14 protein-coding genes and 1 CRISPR repeat array are annotated in these 18301 nt (G+C 43.2%); of the genes, 6 read left to right on the forward strand and 8 right to left on the reverse strand.

Translation table 11 applies throughout. The annotated features are described in order from the left end of the window. Positions 1-530 precede the first annotated feature (530 nt). Complete coding sequence (locus L3V43_RS18515; protein WP_237117199.1) at positions 531-1499, reverse strand: DUF4097 domain-containing protein; 969 nt, start codon at positions 1497-1499, stop codon at positions 531-533. A 232-nt stretch (positions 1500-1731) separates the two neighbouring features. Between L3V43_RS18515 and L3V43_RS18520 the strand changes: the two genes are divergently transcribed. Beyond that, positions 1732-2505 carry an MBL fold metallo-hydrolase gene (locus L3V43_RS18520; RefSeq protein WP_102058214.1) on the forward strand — a complete coding sequence of 258 codons (774 nt, stop codon included), beginning with the start codon at positions 1732-1734 and terminating at the stop codon, positions 2503-2505. Here L3V43_RS18520 and L3V43_RS18525 read toward each other — a convergent pair. Beyond that, the gene (locus L3V43_RS18525; protein WP_010603970.1) at positions 2502-2858 is read right to left on the reverse strand and encodes an Hpt domain-containing protein; all 357 of its coding nucleotides are present in this window, start codon (positions 2856-2858) and stop codon (positions 2502-2504) included. The genes L3V43_RS18520 and L3V43_RS18525 overlap by 4 nt on opposite strands. Continuing rightward, positions 2855-5593, reverse strand: coding sequence for an ATP-binding protein (locus L3V43_RS18530; protein WP_102058215.1), 2739 nt, complete (start codon positions 5591-5593; stop codon positions 2855-2857). Before L3V43_RS18530 ends, L3V43_RS18525 begins: the two co-directional genes overlap by 4 nt. 329 nt (positions 5594-5922) lie before the next feature. Between L3V43_RS18530 and L3V43_RS18535 the strand changes: the two genes are divergently transcribed. After that, positions 5923-6372, forward strand: coding sequence for a nuclear transport factor 2 family protein (locus L3V43_RS18535; RefSeq protein ID WP_206471703.1), 450 nt, complete (start codon positions 5923-5925; stop codon positions 6370-6372). A 63-nt stretch (positions 6373-6435) separates the two neighbouring features. Here L3V43_RS18535 and L3V43_RS18540 read toward each other — a convergent pair whose 3' ends face one another. Next, a complete protein-coding gene (locus L3V43_RS18540) occupies positions 6436-7326 on the reverse strand; it encodes a TetR/AcrR family transcriptional regulator (RefSeq protein WP_010603967.1) in 891 nt (296 codons plus the stop codon). A gap of 125 nt (positions 7327-7451) precedes the next feature. On the opposite strand from L3V43_RS18540, the gene L3V43_RS18545 reads away from it, so the two are divergent. Together L3V43_RS18545 and L3V43_RS18550 are read left to right on the forward strand one after the other, a co-directional pair. Continuing rightward, entirely contained in the window at positions 7452-9182 is a 1731-nt protein-coding gene (locus L3V43_RS18545; protein WP_267135075.1) for an ABC transporter ATP-binding protein, read from the forward strand. Positions 9183-10133: 951 nt separating this feature from the next. Continuing rightward, the gene (locus L3V43_RS18550) at positions 10134-10595 is read left to right on the forward strand and encodes a GNAT family N-acetyltransferase (protein WP_010603965.1); all 462 of its coding nucleotides are present in this window, start codon (positions 10134-10136) and stop codon (positions 10593-10595) included. Here L3V43_RS18550 and L3V43_RS18555 read toward each other — a convergent pair. From L3V43_RS18555 to L3V43_RS18570, 4 genes are all read right to left on the reverse strand, one after another. Beyond that, positions 10584-10823: a Rho-binding antiterminator gene (locus tag L3V43_RS18555; protein WP_237117197.1), complete on the reverse strand. Its 240-nt coding sequence runs from the start codon at positions 10821-10823 to the stop codon at positions 10584-10586. The genes L3V43_RS18550 and L3V43_RS18555 overlap by 12 nt on opposite strands. A 65-nt stretch (positions 10824-10888) precedes the next feature. Then, positions 10889-13030 (reverse strand): prolyl oligopeptidase family serine peptidase, encoded by a 2142-nt coding sequence (locus L3V43_RS18560; protein WP_237117196.1) that lies wholly within the window; start codon positions 13028-13030, stop codon positions 10889-10891. Positions 13031-13261: 231 nt separating this feature from the next. Further along, on the reverse strand, positions 13262-13792 hold the full coding sequence (locus L3V43_RS18565) for a DUF3833 domain-containing protein (protein WP_237117195.1): 531 nt from the start codon (positions 13790-13792) through the stop codon (positions 13262-13264). Positions 13793-13899: 107 nt separating this feature from the next. Continuing rightward, positions 13900-14421 (reverse strand): chalcone isomerase family protein, encoded by a 522-nt coding sequence (locus L3V43_RS18570; RefSeq protein ID WP_102058221.1) that lies wholly within the window; start codon positions 14419-14421, stop codon positions 13900-13902. Positions 14422-14565: 144 nt separating this feature from the next. On the opposite strand from L3V43_RS18570, the gene L3V43_RS18575 reads away from it, so the two are divergent. Next, on the forward strand, positions 14566-15048 hold the full coding sequence (locus L3V43_RS18575; RefSeq protein WP_010603960.1) for a GNAT family N-acetyltransferase: 483 nt from the start codon (positions 14566-14568) through the stop codon (positions 15046-15048). 157 nt (positions 15049-15205) lie between these two features. Continuing rightward, a CRISPR array of direct repeats spans positions 15206-17066; the repeat unit is 29 nt; unit sequence GTGTTCCCCGTACACACGGGGCTAAACCG. A gap of 384 nt (positions 17067-17450) precedes the next feature. Beyond that, on the forward strand, positions 17451-18284 hold the full coding sequence (locus L3V43_RS18580) for a WYL domain-containing protein (RefSeq protein WP_237117194.1): 834 nt from the start codon (positions 17451-17453) through the stop codon (positions 18282-18284). The last annotated feature ends 17 nt before the right edge of the window (positions 18285-18301 follow it).

Below are 18301 nucleotides of genomic sequence, written 5' to 3' on the forward strand. Positions count from 1 at the left end.
AAGGGTGAAATACCATATTAGCGTCGTTAAAAATTTCTCATTTAGAACAACTAAATAGCAAAATTTTTGCCTAGCTACTAAAGCTATTTCTCCGCTTCAAATTGCTCATTTACCTAATACAATTGGTATCGCAACCGTCTTGTAAGGCACGTCCATGATGCCAGACAAGGCTTGGCCGACATCCTGTCGGCACATTGCATATCGACTTATGCTTTTCGGTTGTGATGGAGGGGGAATAAGTTGCTTGTGAGATCGTCTACGATTTTAGCGATTAAGCTGCTTTAAAGCATTGCAAAAGCTATCATCGCAGAATGCTTCCTAATTCACAGTGCAAATAGTGTTGTAGGAGACGGTTTACCCGCCGAGAAGTTAAGTTTGTTGGGGGATGAGAGAGTGCCTTGTCATTAGGCATCAAAGAAGCCCATGGATGGGCGTAGAAACCTGTCAAGAGTTACACATAGTTTCGAGTTAATGTTGAACTTTACTGACTGTGGAGCAATCGTATATTGCTCCACACTAAAATGATTCAGCTAGTCATCTAGCTTTACGGCCCCAGCTATCCTATCTATTTTCACCGAGCCTGAACCTGATTCGGTAATGGTCAAGGAACCGGCATTTACCACACGAATATTTCCAGCACCGTCTTCTATTTGAACATGGCCCTTAACTGCTTCGATATCCGTATTGCCCGAACCATCAACGATAGTGACATCGCCTTGGGCGTGACGAACTCGAATATTACCGGATTCATCATCGATTTTAATATTGCGTCCGCCTTCAACAACCAGTGAGCCAGAGCCATCGATGATATCTGCGTTACCGCTAAAATCGCGAAGGGTTAGATCGCCAGACTCATCTTCTATTTTGATATCTGTGCCGCCAGTCACATCAATATTACCCGAGCCATCCTCCAACTCTAGTGTATCGACTAATCCCTTTATAGTTATGTCGCCAGAACCATCGTCGATAACAAGTTGCTGGACGTTAGTGATATGGATATTGCCACTGCCGTCATCAATTTCAGCACCTTGAATACCTTCCAACGTTATATTGCCAGAGCCATCATCTAGTTTGATAAAACCTTTGATATTTTTGATGGCTATATCCCCCGAACTGTCATCAAGTGTTAGCGCAAGTTGGCTTGGCATGGTGATGGTTAAGTCAATTCTAGGGCTATTATTGCGATACCATTGTACACCAGAACTTGTATCTGAGTCGGCCACCAATATGGCGGTATCACCTGATTTTTCCAGTGTAAGTTGGTAGTTTTCTGCTTCTGTGGTTAACACGGAGGCTTCCACTTGGATCTCTTGTTGATTGTCGTATCCAATGATCTGGATATTACCCGAGGTGGTATTTGCATCAAGTTTGCTGATGTCTGCAGCGTTGAGTTGCAAAGATTTATGGAGTGTTTTGGTTGCTGCTGCGCTTGGAGAGATATGCACAACACAGCCAGATAAAAGGCTAAGTGCAGCTAAACTGGTGAAGAGCTTTTTCATTGTTGTTATTTTCCATAGTGGTGATGACATGATGTTATCATCCAGCAATAGTTATACCAGAATGAAGATATAAAAAAATCAATAGATTAAGAAGGTAGCGAACTTTTGAGTGGTCAAAATAGCGAAATCAAATAGTGAGCTGAACCAAAAGTTTGCAGATATGACTGTCATGTGGTTGTAAATTCGACAATGTAGTCTGGCACTATTGTTTGTTTATTTTCCTAACAGTGCAATGAAAGACACGACCAAGCTACACGCTGTCAATCCGAAATCATTCGTTGATAGTCACTGTAAACCAGACGCAGCAGTCTTTTTAGGAGTTGGAAGTGCCGCCAGCGCTGCAACTCTCGGGTGCTCTGCCTGTGTATTGACCCATAAAGGCCTACCTTGGTTATTGATAGATTGTGGCTTTGATACGGTGTCGCGTTATAAAAAGCATTTTTCGTCATTACCCGATGCTGTGTTTATCACCCACCTTCATTATGACCATGTTAGTGGATTGGAGCAGCTTTACTTTCAGGCTGCATTGAGTCAGCACCAAATCACGTTATATGCCCCAGCAGAGTTAATCGTTGGGTTGTGTAATATGCTCGCGTACACCGGACTGAGCGAAGGGACTTGCGGCGTATGGCAGGTTTTCCGTTTATATCCAATTTCAGAAAGCTTTCTTCATCGTGGGCAACGTATACATAGTTATGCCGTTCGTCATCATGAGCCCAATAGCGCTTTTTCGTTACATCTCCCAGGTAGCTTGTTTTACAGTGGTGATACCAAAGCTATTCCTGAGCTGCTCCATCATCACGTCAGTAACGGCGAAGTTATTTTTCATGATTGCGGTCTTGCAAACAATCCCAGTCACTGCTCCCTTAATGAGTTGTTGATGAGCTATCGTGAAGACATCATTAAAAATATTTGGGTCTATCACTACCAGCATCAAGAAGATGTTGTGAAGTTCGAACGCGCAGGACTCAAAGCGGTGCTTGCTGAGCAGCCGATTGCGCTTTAATTTTGCGACTGAGAGGTTAAATAGGCTTTTAATTCTCGAACAAACTCGCTGCCGATCTCATGGTGTATCGCTTTTATTTTTTCGGCGCACTCAGTGGTGTTGTTATCAAGTGCCGAATACTCTAACGCCTGTAGATGTTCAGCTAGTACCTCTGCACCCACTGCTTTTGCGGAGGTTTTGAGGTAATGGGCTTCGTCTTTTAACGCTTGAAAGGCACGAGTTTGGTAAGCAGTTTTAATTTTTGCGCAACTAGATTTCGATTGTACTAGAAAGTCGGTGTAAAACTTTTTCGCCGTAGCAAAATCATCACCGATTAAATCGATAAGCACCTGAGGGTTGAGGGTTTTGCTCATTGTGTAAAGTCCATATCTAACCATTTACCTAAGGTGTTTTTAAGCTCTTGTAATCGCACCGGTTTGCTAACATAGTCATTCATGCCACTATCTAAACAAAGCTCTTTATCCCCTTTCATAGCAGCGCCTGTGACGGCAACAATAGGAATGGCGCTGCGCTCTTCTTTGGACTCAAATGCGCGAATTAACTTAGTTAATTCATAGCCATCTATCTCCGGCATATGGCAATCCGTCAACAAAAGCTGATATTGCTGGCTTTTATACATCGCCAAGGCCTCTTTGCCGTTATTGGCGATATCACAGGAAACTCCAAGTCTAGAAAGCTGTTTGACGATGAGTTTTTGGTTAAAGGGGTTGTCCTCGGCAAGGAGTATATGCTGCTTACCACTAGTATCCGATTCATCATCGGTAGGGCTAGATACTTTATCGTCTAGTGAAAGGAGCGCATCTAGTTCACTGAGATCGTTTAATTCACCTAAATCAGTCTCGTCACTTTGCTGACTTACTTTCAGCTTGCTCAATAATTGGCCGATAGCGTATTGAGTCTGCGGTGCAATTGGTTTTGGTGTGGTTAACGCTGTACTGTTCAAGTTAGCAAACGCCTTTTCATCAACAAATACTAACTCTGGAATAGGTGAGCGTATTTGCTCTGCAGAGGGGGCGGCTTGCGTTGTGACAGCACGAACAAGTGCAGTATCGTCAGTCTCTTTGATTTCACTGGGTGACTCGATGACTTTGATCTCATTGCAAAAATGCGTGCAGGCATTGTACAACTGAGTCAGCGCCAACGAACTCTGCCAAGGCGCATCACTTAACCAATAAAGCGTATTAAATATAATATTGGGTTGCTGCTGTGTTCTTGGACGCCAAATAGGAATGGTAATGGTGAAAGTTGAGCCTTCAGCGGATTTGCTTTTTAAGGCGACCTTGCCGCCCATTAAGTCAATAAGCTTGCCACATATTGCAAGCCCTAATCCGGTGCCGCCGTACTTTCTCGTGATAGAGCGTTCGGCTTGTGTAAAGGGGGTAAACAGTTTCTTTTGGACTTCCGGTGCAATGCCAATACCATTGTCTTCTATCTTAAATATCAAGTGAGATAAGGCTACGCCCTCGCACGCCCAGTGCACATTGATGGTGACTTTCGCACCGCCTTCTCTATCTGCAACGCTAAATTTGATGGCATTGCTGACAACGTTAAAGATAATTTGCCGCACTCTATTTTCATCGCCAATCACTTCTAGCGGTAGCTTTATGTCCTCATGCACCGTTAATTTTACTGATTTGTCGCGCGCGTGGGCTTCGAAGGTTTTGATAATGTTATTGAGCATTTTGGAAGGGGAGAATGGGTAGCTTTCAAGCTCCATTTTCCCTTGTTCAACTTTGGCTAAGTCTAAAATGTCGTTCAATATTGAGACTAAATTATTGGCTGAAATAGACGCAGTTTCTAAGAGTTCTTGGTTATCTTCATCTAGATCTGAGAGCGCCATGAGATCTAAGGAGCCAATAATACCATTCATTGGGGTTCTGAGTTCATGGCTCATCATGGACAAAAAGTCTGATTTAGTGCGATTGGCCTGCTCGGCTTTAATAATCGCGGCTTCAAGATCGGCGGTGCGCTCTGCGACGCGTTGTTCTAACTCTTGATTAATGTGTTGGAGCTTTTTCTGGGCAATATATACATCGGTTTGATCGATAACAACACCATCAATACGTGCTGGCTGACCCTGTTCATCAAGTCCTACAACACCTTTGGCATACACTACAACAATGTCCTGGTCGTTAAGCAGGCCGCGATAGCGCTGTTCAAAGATTTTGCCTGAATTCAATGAGGCTTCTAGCGCTTGCGTAACACGTACTTTATCGTCGGGGTGAAGGCTTGCTTCCCAGAGGTGTAAATTGCCAATATCGTCTTCCGAAAGTTTAAAAATATCATTGGCCTGATGATCCCAATTCCAGATCCATTGATTCGCTACTCGTATTGCTCGCCAAGTACCTATTTTCCCCGCTTGCATCGCAAGTTCTTTACTTTCTTCTGCATCATGTAATGCGACTAACATATCTTTTTCGTGAGTACAGTCAGCTAAAATCCCATAAACACTGTGTGTGCGAATACAATACTTAACTTGCTCTCCCTTAAATTCAAACCAATGAATTGTTCCTCTAACCTCAAGTCGGAACTCAAAATGCAGCATAAGTCCTTGCTCAATATGGTGAGCGAGTAGCTCGGCAAATAGCGGCTGATCTTCTTGGTAAATCATGCTTTTTAAGGTGTCCCAGTCAAGCTCTGCTGAGGCCGGGAGACCTATCAGTGATTTGAACTTAGGAGAAAAATACGCAGTCTTGTTTAGGAGGTCGTAGCACCAAACACCTAGGTTTGCGCTGTTAACGGCGTGGCGCAAAATTCGAGTTTGTTCGTCTTCTAATGGATTTTGGCAATAATAAGTAGAGAGCTCGGCAATATGTACAAATATTTCGTTACTGCGAACATCATAAAACGACAGCAAAAATTGTACGTTTGGTGATGTGCGCAACGACACTTGTATCAAAGAACCATCAGCAATCGTCTTTTGCTGTTCTTCTACGCATAAAGGAAAGATGAATAAGTCTTCAAGGTGTTTATTGATGACGTTATCGACGGGAGCGAACAGCTTTTCCGCAACGGCGGTTGTGTGACTGACATACCACTCAGATGTAACAATCAAAATTGGCATACTGTCTTTTAGTGCTGTTAGCATCGTATCCCCCCATAATATCCTCATAAAACAATATAGCAGTTCATGATTAACTTGCTGGATTTGTGGTCAATCTAGTGAGATTTAGAAGAATGTGTAAAGCTTGTAGATCGTAGAAGTTCGAGTCTAAGTACCGTATTCATGAGACCCACAGGCATACCGATGCGCACGGTAATACTGAACTGAGCGAATGGCTTAGAAAGAATCGGCTATAAACGATGACGGATTTCACGTTGAGACTAAGCGATTTGCTATATCAAGTCTATAAACTGTAATATGTCTTTGTACCCCAAAAAGGGTGATATGGTTAAAAATAATAAAAGGATTCCAAGTTGAAACGTTATTTATCAGTGGTCATCGCAGGCTCACTCAACGCACTTACGTATAGTGGCCAAGCTTATGCACAGCAAGACCTGACTAATGAGGAGAATATCACCGCGATTGTTGAGCAACAGGTAGCGGCCTATAACAAGCGAGATATAGATGCATTCGTCGCAACGTATCACGATGATGTAGAAATTCACTACTTTCCTGGTGGAATAGCGTATTCCGGGAAAGAAAAACTGAAGAAAACCTATACACAGCTTTTTAATAGGGTCACTTGCCTGAGCGCCAAAATAAGTAACAGAGAGATCCAAGGGCGCTTTGTTGTAGATACTGAGGTTATAGAGTTTTGTCTAATGCGTGATGGTGAGGAATATAAATCAAATTATAAAGCCATCGCGACCTATGAAGTCGTCGATGGATTGATTAAGAGAGTCTTATTCTTAAAAGAAAAATAGTCAGCAGTGTAAAGCAAGATTTTGCTTTCCTCTAACCGTACGAGTACCACATTACTCAGTGGATTACACCGCCTCTACATTGAGTCTTTCTGCGAGTAGCTGGCGCTGAGTATTTAACCCCCTGTAGTCTCTAAGTCCTGCGATAAGTGCCCTGATTAATACGGTATCGGGGTTTTTACTTTGTAGTTGAGCTTCCAATAGAGCGATTGTGTGGTCTACGATCTCACGCTTTTGTGGTGTGAGTTTTAGCTTCTGAGACTTTTCTTGGAGCTGTATAAAAGCTTGTTGGATTTTTTGTTCGTGGAGTTGTCGTTTTTTGGCTTCGATCTCTTTTTGGGACGGGAAGTCCTGCTCGGTTAATACCGGCAACAGTGCTTGATTTGGTAGCGCTGTACAAATTGAGTCCATACATGAGACTACCCAATTAACCAGCTTTTCAGTGTCGAAATCAATACCTTCGATCACGGGAAGCGAAAGGTAGTTAGCTATAATGCCATCAAGCGTCATCGCGAGATCGGTTTTCCATGGACGAACTTGCTCGCCATAGTTTTCAAGTAAAAAGCCTTCTTGTAGCGTAAGCCACGTTAAGCGAAACTCTTGATAGAACATGATCAAGTTATTTGAAAAGCTTAGTGACTCCTCCTGCAATAAGAGTTGAAACATCGCTTGGTACTGCTGTAAATCTTCGTGCTGGAAGCGGATTTGTTGTTTTAACTTGGCAATTGGAGTCAATTTATCACTTTCTAATATCGCTCTTATTTTATCCAGCAGATCCGCTGTTTGACTCTCAAAAACGGCTAATAGTAGTTCGTCTTTTGACTTAAAGTGTAAGTAGATAGCACCTTTCGAAATGCCCACCTTATTGGCGATAGTTTGCATGCTAAAGGCACTATCGCCCTCAGCTAAAAGTAACTGCTCCGCGCATGCTAGTATTAATTTCCGCTTATCAGACATAGCTCCTCCTGTTCACATTGCAGTATACAGTCAATTTAAAAATGACCAATAGGTCAATTTTAAATTGACTAAATTTAAAGTTTGGTCAATTATTATGTTGTCTATTCAACGGGGACATAATAATTATGAACAATACATCATCTTTAATTCAACTAGTCAGGCGTACGCGGCCAAGTCGCCTATTACTATCAACTCTGGTTTTGTTTACACTGATCTCTAGTATTTTAGGTTTATTAGTGCCTTTGCAAACGAAAAATCTGCTGGAAGAACTTGGAGAAAATGGTCATTTTTCAAATGAACAGGTAGTCATATTAATTATGGTATTAGTATTTTCCGCTGTGCTAACAGGGTTGATGACTTATATCATGGGTAAAATTGGCAATGAGCAAAAGCTTAAATTACGCGGAGACCTTTTTCAGCACCTCATTCGTTTGCCTGTTTCTTTCTTTGATAACACAAGGGCTGGGGAGCCGGCGAATCGCATCGTAAAAGACACTGAAATTATTGAAAACCTAGTGAGTGAGCAGTCTGTATCTTTTATATCTGGTGTAGTTTCATTATTTGGTTCTTTTATTATTCTATGGTTTTTAGACTGGCAAATGACACTCGTGATGCTCAGTGCAGTTACGGTTAGTTTTCTGATTATCTTACCGTTTTCCGTAAGACTGACGGATCTGTCTAAGTCATTACAAGATACTGAAGCCTCTATGCTAGGAAGGTTAACCGAGCTGTTTGCTAATATCCGCTTAATAAGAGCACAAGGTGCAGAGAAAACAGAAGCTAAAAATAATAACAATGAATTGAAGTCACTCTATAAAACCGCAATGTCAGAACATACGCTCTTAGCTACCATGGGCGCATTGGTGAATTTAGTGATCATGGCTTCGATAGTGTTAGTACTAGGGTTTGGCGCATCAAGGGTTGCCAACGGTGCGATGACCCTAGGCGCTTTTGTTGCGTTTATTATGTTTTTACTGAACATTGTGTTGCCGATGGGGCAGTTAAGCATGGTGGTAGCCGCTTTTAATAAAGCAAAAGGAGCGGCCGTTCGTATTAATGAGATCTTAGCAACGACACCACCAAATGAAAGTGGTCATACGATTAGCCTGACTGATAAGTCAATTTATTTTCGCAATTTATCTTTTAGTTATGCTAATGATAAACCGGTATTTAAAAGCTTGAGCTGTGAATTCTTAAGTGGAAAAACGACCGCTATAGTTGGGCCATCAGGAGTTGGTAAGTCTACACTCTTTGCTTTGTTGCAGGGCTTTTATCAGGCGCAACGTGGTTACATTGAAATTGCTGGGCTTAATGTTGAAGAGTTAGACCGAGCCAATTTAAGAGCGCAAATTGGCTACGTTGCGCAAGAGAGCCCGCTGTTGTGCGGCACCTTATATGAAAACTTGGTCTACGGTGCTTTTGAGGCAATAGATGATGAACAATTACAGCATGCCATTACCACGGCCGATTTAGCAGAGTTTATAGCGACACTACCTGATGGGTTGAATACTCAAATTGGTGAGCGTGGCATTACTTTGTCTGGCGGACAAAGGCAACGAATTGCATTAGCGCGAGCACTATTAAAAGACCCTGCATTGCTGCTGTTGGATGAAGCAACGGCAAGCCTTGATTCACAAAGTGAAGCAGCTATTCAAATTGCCCTGAAAAATGCAAAAAAAGGTCGTACTACAATTATCGCCGCGCATCGACTCAGTACGGTTATGGATGCTGATAATATTATCGTCATTAACAAAGGTGAGATTGAGTCACAGGGAGATCATCAGTATTTGATGCAACACTCTTCGCTTTACCAAAGCTTAGTGAATAAACAGTTCAACCTTCAAGCTGCAAGCTAATAACTTTGGTTGAGGCCCGTTAGTTGGATAGGTGGAAAGTGAATGAACAGTAATGTCATTGGTAAAAGATTGAATTAGGGCCTGTTGACCTTTGCTGTTTGATTTTTGTTCTCCTGAGTGTGTTTTGGTCGCGACGCTCGACTTGCCGCCTAGTAATCTAGGCAAAAGTTGAGCAACAATGAACAAAGCGCACTCAGGTGAACCCAAAGGGCAGCGCTTGATTGGCATTTCTACTGTGTTATCGCCTGACTCACATAGAACAACTATGCTACGCAGGCTCTGCCTTGTATAAATACCAATCAAACTGCTGCAAAAACAAACTTGAAAGATAAACAGGCCCTAATACTTTTTGATGTTTTTTTTAAGTGATATAGCACTAAAAGTTTAGGTGTGATAAAAAGTAATCATATTTAACTAAGTGCTATTTTTGTTTTTGGTTAAAAAGGATTGGTTTTTAGGGAAGACAAATTAATTTTCGTAGGTTTGTTTATGCCCCATAGAGCATCACACACAAGTTCGCATACCTCTATTCCGCTGATTGTAGCGCTAACAAGCGTGTTGTTATTACTGACTTTACTGAGCTTTCCAAGCAAGAGCAAACAGTCTGTAGAAACCAAAGTAACAATACTTAAGAGCGGCGCGATAAAGCATGATGCTCGCCAGACAGAATAAGAATGAAAAATTCTTATTTACCTAAAAGTATCTAATTCATACCATCACCTTACACTTTGTAACAGTTCAGAGTTCTTATATTTTATTTATTTAAAACAGATTGTTACTTTATTTTTATAGCGATATTATCAAATTTCCGCAGGCATTCAGCTTATCATCTCACCTCGATAATTTGCTTATTATTTCTAACTCGGTATAGTTTGACGTCGGTCAGAATAGTAATAATATTGCTCAGTTTATGGGCGCAGGACAAATTGGCCTTACTTCTCAGAGGCAGGTATGCAATTAATTCAGTTAAAGTCAGATGACCCACAAGTAGTCGCGGTGTTTTCTGAAATCGATAAGCTTATGAACAGCTTATATCCAATCGCAAGTGCACAGTCTTTATCAATAGAAGAAATTAACCAACCTAACGTGTATGCCGTTGGCTTACAAAATGAAGAGGGCATTGTAGCGTGTGGTGCGATTGTAAAGCAGTTTGATAAAACCTTATACGGTGAAATTAAACGCTTATACGTAAAACCTAGCTATCGAGGTAAAGGGCTTTCTAAACGTATTATGCAAATTTTGCTTCACTATGCGGGTGAAGCGCAGATCCCACTTATTCGGCTGGAAACCGGCTCTAAGCAAGCCAGTGCGATAAGTCTTTATGAGAGCTTGGGATTTGAGCGATGTGAACGCTTTGGTATGTACCGCGACAACCCGTTAAGTGTTTTTATGGCGTTATCACTAAAATCTTAATGTAGTAAAATAGGGATTGTCAGTATCGGCCGAGATACTGGCAATTTCTGTCAGCACCACGGTGACTGGTTGGCTTTCTTGTTCTAAAACTAAACACTCCTGAGCGTCGACTATAGCCGTGTTTTTGCAGCTGCCACGCACAACTTCACCACCTTTCATCTCAATAGTAACCACTAGGCGTTTTAGGCACGCCAGCTCGATATAATCATACTGTTGGCAACTGATCATAGATAAGTTCTTATTTGAATAAAGCCACCTGCTTGTACAGATGGCTTTTCAAGCTTGGCTTATGCTTAAAGAGACTTAATTCCCATATTGTAAAGCGTAAAGCCATAAATATCGGCATACTGTTCAATCGTCTTGCTTATTGGTGTGCCTGCGCCGTGTCCGGCATTGGTTTCGATACGAATAAGCGTCGGATTCGGACCTGTGTGTTTGCTTTGTAGCTCAGCTGCAAACTTGTAAGAGTGTGCAGGTACTACGCGGTCGTCATGGTCACCTGTTGTGATCATGGTTGCTGGATAATCTACGCCAGCCTTTACGTTATGTACAGGTGAATAACCTTTCAGGTACTCAAACATCTCTTTGTTGTCTTCCGCTGTACCATAATCGTAAGCCCAGCCAGCTCCTGCAGTAAACGTGTGGTAACGCAGCATATCAAGTACCCCAACCGCAGGTACAGCCACTTTGAATAAATCTGGACGTTGCAACATCGTTGCACCTACTAACAAACCACCGTTCGAACCACCGTTAATTGCAAGCTTTTCACTTGAAGTATAATTTTCAGATACTAAGTATTCGCCTGCAGCAATAAAGTCATCAAAGACGTTTTGTTTCTGCATTTGAGTACCTGCTTTGTGCCATTTTTTGCCATATTCGCCACCGCCACGTAAGTTTGCTACAGCATAAACACCACCTAGCTCCAACCAAGCTGCACGTGTAGGGCTAAAGTAAGGCTTAAGACTGACATTAAACCCACCATAACCGTACAACAGAGTTGGGTTGTTACCATCCAGTTTCAGCCCTTTTTTATGGGTGATGATCATCGGTACGCGAGTACCGTCTTTTGAGGTGTAAAAAACCTGTTTAGACACGTAAGCATTTGAATCAAAATCTACTTTATCTGAGCTATATAATTCGCTGACGCCAGATTTTGCATTAAAAGTAAAGATAGATCTCGGGGTTTTGTAATTAGTAAATGAGTAATAGAGCACTTCATCGTCTTCTTCGCCACTAAATCCACTCGCCGTGCCTACACCTGGAAGCGCAATATCGCGGATCAGCTTACCTGTGAAGTCATATTGTTTTACCAATGAAATTGCATCTTTGATGTAAGTCGCAAATAGGTAACCTGAACCTGTTGAAACCGATAGTACATTGTTGGTTTCTGGGACCACATCTTGCCAGTTTTTTGGTTGTGGCTGTTTCGCATTAACTTTAACGATACGACGGTTCGGCGCATCTAAGTTCGTGCTTAGGAACAATGTGTCGCCTTCACTGTGGATCACGCTGGTATCAGAGTTGGTATGATCTAAAATTGTTACCCAGTCACTATCTGGTTTGCTTAAGTCACGAATAAATAGCTTGTTACCTGAGGTAGATACCGCAGCAGAGATCACCAAATATTTTTTATCGTCTGTTACACCACCATAAACATAGCGGTGTTTTTGCGCATCAGTGGCACCAAAAATTACCTTGTCTTGAACTTGAGGTGTTCCAATCTTGTGGTAATACACCTTATGTTGGTCAGTTTTTGCAGAAAGTTCACTGCCTTTAGGTTTGTCATAGCTTGAGTAGTAAAAGCCTTCATTACCAAACCACGAAATACCACTAAACTTAACGTCTACCAGCGTTTCACCAACCTGCTCTTTAGTCTCGGCGTTTAGCACAATCACTTTACGCCAGTCACTTCCACCTTCGGAAATTTGATAAGCCACTAATGAAGCGTCTTTACTAAAACTTAATCCTGCAAGCGATGTTGTGCCATCGTCGCTCATGGTATTTGGGTCTAAAAATACCTCAGCCTCACCACCTTCTTTTTGGCGGTACAAAACACTTTGGTTTTGCAGCCCATCATTTTTGTAGAAATAGGTATAGTTGCCGTGTTTAAAAGGTTGAGAAACACGCTCGTAATCAAGTAGTTCGGTGAGGCGCTTTTCGATGTCTTTACGATATGGAATTTGCGATAAATATGCCTGTGTTGCCTCGTTTTGTGCTTTTACCCACGCTGCGGTTTCTGCACTTTTATCGTCTTCTAACCAGCGATATGGATCCGCTACTTGCGTGCCAAAGTAGTTGTCTACAACGGTGCCTGTTTTAGTGATTGGATATTTCACAGATTGTGTCAATGCCGCATTATTGGATTGTTCATTTTCGGTATTAACACATCCGACAAGCGCAAGCGCTACGGCTCCAGCTAGTATCTTCTTTATCATGGTGGGGGTTCCTATTGGTTCTTATTAGCTACGATCTTGCCGCAGTTTCTTGCGCTTTACTCAGCAATAAAACTTTTTGGTGCGGCATTTTTTATTGAGCACTTCTCAGTGTTGGGCACTAGTCGTGCTACGAGAATAGTGTGGATTTTAGTGGAGTCGGTGTATTTGTCTACAAATTGTAGACAAATACACGAGTAAGAAGGTTAAATTGAAGTTGATTTGGCGTAATTATTATTGCCTTTGCATAAATATTGTTACTTCGGCCATCACAATACCAAACTTTTCGATATAAGAGCGGTTCATAAGGGTGGTTTGGTCAAAAGACCACATCCAATCATCAAAGTGTACTTCATAACTGGTATCATCAACGGGTAGGTCCATTCTATACTGCCAATTCATTGCATTGCCGAAGGTTTCGCCTGATGCTGAGTTGAGGATATCGTCGGCGCGGCCGGTATATGTATTGCCTGCAGCTTTTGTAATAGTCCAAACTCGCGTTTGAACCCCGTCGCCGAGCAAATAGTTGAAGGACTCATCTAAAATAAGTTCAGACTTGTTGTTAATAGAGCCCTTGATATCGACAGTAAACTGTTGAACTAAGTTGCCATCTCTGTCTTGGACTATTCCCCACGCTTTTACATCACCAACAAAAAACTCGTAGGGGTCAAATTGCGGTTTAAGTGTAGCGTACTTTTTACCGTCAATCCCGGAGCTGCAAGCCGACAATAAAAGTAAGGTGAGTACTGCAAGAGTGATGCGCATTGTTTTCTCCTTAGGCTTGAGGCCTCTTTGAGTGCTATTGCTTCTATTATGTCTTGTTGAACAAAGTATTGATGTTGAAATTGAGGGAAAAGGAGCATTAATTATTCTCATTTCAGGCCCAAAAGTTCAGCTCGCATGGCAGGTTCGGAGGTTTTTTCACCGAGCCAAATATTGAAAAAGCGGGTCGTAAATTCCGAATCTTTCACTTCGCCAATAAGCTTTTTATCTTGGTAAAACTGCGTAGTTCCCCCAGGTGTTCTTACGCCAAATAGCATTGTGCCTTTAGAGACATTGGGAAAAATTTTTTCCATTTCTGCCAGCCATCGCTCACCTTGACTTGAGTTAGTAAACCCTTGTTTCTCTATTTCTTTCAGTGATCGTTTTGCTATCTCTTTGCCGTCTAGCTCGCGTAAATATCTTAATGCCAACACAAAAGGCTGATCTTGAGAGTAGACTCCTTGGGGGGCATAAAGGCTGGCATCATAAACATCCCAAAACAAATAGGTCATTCGACTTGTTTTGCCGACTTGTTGAGGGTTTTCTATAAATTGATTTACAAGAGTACTGGTGCTTGCGAAACCCTGAGTGCTGAATAGCAACATCAAAAAGGCAAAGATGACCCTTTGCATACTAACCTCGTCCTATAATAAAAATCAGTTGGCTTGTTATACGAACGAGCTGGAGAGTTTGTTCACTTTGCTGCTGCCTGAAAGGTGCTGTCATCCCCCTTTACAATTTGTTAAGCTGACTAAAACCTACATACAGGAGCCATTATGAGCCTTTCAATTCGCCCAGCAGAAGTAGCTGATGCCGCGACGATACTGCACTTTATCAACGAACTTGCAATTTATGAGAAAGAGCCAGATGCCGTGCTCAATACCGTGGAAGAAATAGAACAGAAACTGTTTGGTAAAGAAGCCAGAGCACACAGCGTTATTTGTGAACTAGATGGCGAAGCAATCGGGTTTGCAGTGTATTTCTTTAATTATTCTACTTGGCTTGGCAAGCACGGTCTTTATCTTGAAGACTTATATGTATCACAAGATAAGCGCGGTGTTGGTGCAGGTAAAGGGATCATGAAATATCTCGCAAGACTTGCACTACAAAAGGATTGCGGTCGCTTTGAGTGGGTGGTACTTGACTGGAACAAACCATCAATCGACTTTTATGAAAGCATCGGTGCTAAAGCACAAAACGAGTGGATTATTTATCGCCTAACAGGACAGGAACTCATCGATTTTGCTGAGCAAGTATAGTGAAGTTTATTAGTCTGTTGGCTATACATTATTTCAAGAGAAACCCCCGATCTTTAACAATTTAGCCGAGTAAACATACGTAGAATTTGTACCCAATATTTTTGGTGAAAATTGCAATGGTGATTTTTGTTAATAGAAACAGTGATATATCTTTAGAGTGTTCCCCGTACACACGGGGCTAAACCGGATCTGAGTGTCAAAAGTGTGACATACAGTGAGTGTTCCCCGTACACACGGGGCTAAACCGTCTTTTAACTTGCTTAGTTTTTTGCACCAAAGGTGTTCCCCGTACACACGGGGCTAAACCGTAGTTAAACAATTATTCTAATTCCGAGTTTCAGTGTTCCCCGTACACACGGGGCTAAACCGTCGAGGGTGATTTACATATTGCTTATCACGATGTGTTCCCCGTACACACGGGGCTAAACCGCAATCAAGGCTTATGATGAAGTGTCTAGTTATGTGTTCCCCGTACACACGGGGCTAAACCGTTTTTCATTATCATTCTGGCGGTTGCTTGGCCGTGTTCCCCGTACACACGGGGCTAAACCGATTGTCCTCCGCCCAGCGATGACGATTTAACTGTGTTCCCCGTACACACGGGGCTAAACCGAGCTCAAAAATCAAATTGAAGAGCAGATTGAGGTGTTCCCCGTACACACGGGGCTAAACCGACATTTACCCTACGGAAACCACGCAATTTAAACGTGTTCCCCGTACACACGGGGCTAAACCGCAAACAATGAGTTCTATTTATCAACGTATGAAGTGTTCCCCGTACACACGGGGCTAAACCGTTCGATTGGCTTTTTGCCCTCGAGAGCAAAGAGTGTTCCCCGTACACACGGGGCTAAACCGATAATGCTCGGGGTGTCCGAATCTATCCAGAACGTGTTCCCCGTACACACGGGGCTAAACCGGTCGGCAAACCTTTATAGACATCCGAGTAAGCGTGTTCCCCGTACACACGGGGCTAAACCGCCGCCAGAACCAACACAAAAGGTAACACGAGAGTGTTCCCCGTACGCACGGGGCTAAACCGCCAAGTTGCCATAGACGCTATGAGCCAAACTAGTGTTCCCCGTACGCACGGGGCTAAACCGTAATTGTAGAGCGCTATAGTCTGCAAAATCACGTGTTCCCCGTACGCACGGGGCTAAACCGTAATTAGCGAGAGTACAAGAAACCCAATTAAAGTGTTCCCCGTACGCACGGGGCTAAACCGAAACGACGGGTGGTTTAGGCCAGCCAGCAGCGGTGTTCCCCGTACGCACGGGGCTAAACCGTTATCAGCAACATGATAGCTTATGTATTTTAAGTGTTCCCCGTACGCACGGGGCTAAACCGTTTTAAACTTAGTGGGTGCTTTGGTGTTTTTGGTGTTCCCCGTACGCACGGGGCTAAACCGGTTGGTTATATCCCTGACAACAATCTGAATGCGTGTTCCCCGTACGCACGGGGCTAAACCGGTTATGTTTTCAAAAAAATCAGGTGCTGCATCGTGTTCCCCGTATGCACGGGGCTAAACCGTGGTGGCGTCATTTATGAGTCCGTGAATGCGGGTGTTCCCCGTATGCGCGGGGCTAAACCGCTGAATTCAGGAACCGCCACCACGAAACGTTTGTGTTCCCCGTACACACGGGGCTAAACCGCACCTGTTACCACACAGCCGAGACTGCTGGGTGTGTTCCCCGTACACACGGGGCTAAACCGCGTATTTTAGGCGTTGCGTGGGATTCGGTTGTGTGTTCCCCGTACGCACGGGGCTAAACCGCCGCTTCAAGAGCCGCCAATCTTTCTGCATCTGTGTTCCCCGTACGCACGGGGCTAAACCGCTAGTAAACCTGAAAACATTACTAATTCACGAGTGTTCCCTGTACACACGGGGCTAAACCGACTCGGAACTACTACATAAGGTTTTAATTGAAGTGTTCCCCGTACACACGGGGCTAAACCGCGTAGCGTGTTCAAAACCCAGTATCTCGACCAGTGTTCCCCGTACATACGGGGCTAAACCTGAGTTATTCAGGTCTGAATCATGTGCTGTATTCGTCCGTGAAGCAGCATCCCTCACGCATCCATGCGCTCACCTTAGCAGGCTGCGAAACTGTGTTTTGGTCCTACTTCGCCCCCGTACGCACGGGGCTAACCAGTAGAACATTTTAGTAGGAAAGAGGCGGTGGACAGCTTGGCTGGAAGTGGTGGCAGGGTGAGACTCGAACTCACATCATATATAAACTGCATATAACCGTTACCCATTGGAAACACTGCCGCCATAGTTGATTATTAATCTACCATCAAAAAAATGCTAGCGTGATTTCACTGTCAGTTTATCTCAGATCAAAGACTTACTTTGTTTGTTCTGATACATTTATTTTACGAAAATTTTACCAGAGTGTTTTATGCAGGCTAAGGAAGAGCTGTATTTTAGATATATTGAAGCGGTATTGTTTTGGCAGGGAGAAATCCAGACCGGTACTTTCCAGAGCAAATTTAAGCTTTCAAGGCCCAGCGCACGGCGTTATGTCACCGACTTTATTGAGCGTTATCAGATTGCCGCAAGCTATAATGAGTCTGAGAAAGCCTATGTGCTGGCAAGCCCCTTTACACCTAATTATATCTCTCAGGATTTTACTGAGTATACTAGTCTCACTGGGGAACAGTACATACACAATCTGAGTTCCTCAACGATTACTTCGCTGGCATTACCACACAGAAAGCTTAACCCCACCATTTTGCGGCCCATATTGAATGCCTGTCGGCGACAAAGCGTGCTGGATATTCGCTATCAGTCTATAAAAGAAGGTGGTGAAACCGAGCGCGTGATCCGCCCTCACACGCTGATTAACTCTGGACTGCGCTATCATCTGAGAGCCTACTGTGAAAAAGCCAAAGGCTTTAGGGGTTTCTCATTATCGCGTATCGTCTCTGCCTCCCCAGAATTTATCAGCAAAGCGCAAAAGTACAAAAAAGACGACGAAGCCTGGCAGCAGGAAGTCACTTTAACCATAATCCCCGACCCAAGACTCAGCGAGTACGCCCAGCAAGTTATCGCTCACGACTTTGATATGCACAACCACCAAAAGCAAATTAAAACCAACGCTGCACTGATCAACTACCTGATCAGCATTTTGAGGTTAGATGTTCAGCACCCACACCCGGAAGCACAGCAAATTGTGATGGAATCGTCCTGCTATAGAGAGCTGAGGGCCAGAAGGTTGTTATGGAATGATTGAAGGTGCTGGCCGAGCTA

This window comes from Pseudoalteromonas sp. L23, assembly GCF_021728455.1.
Lineage (GTDB): Bacteria > Pseudomonadota > Gammaproteobacteria > Enterobacterales > Alteromonadaceae > Pseudoalteromonas.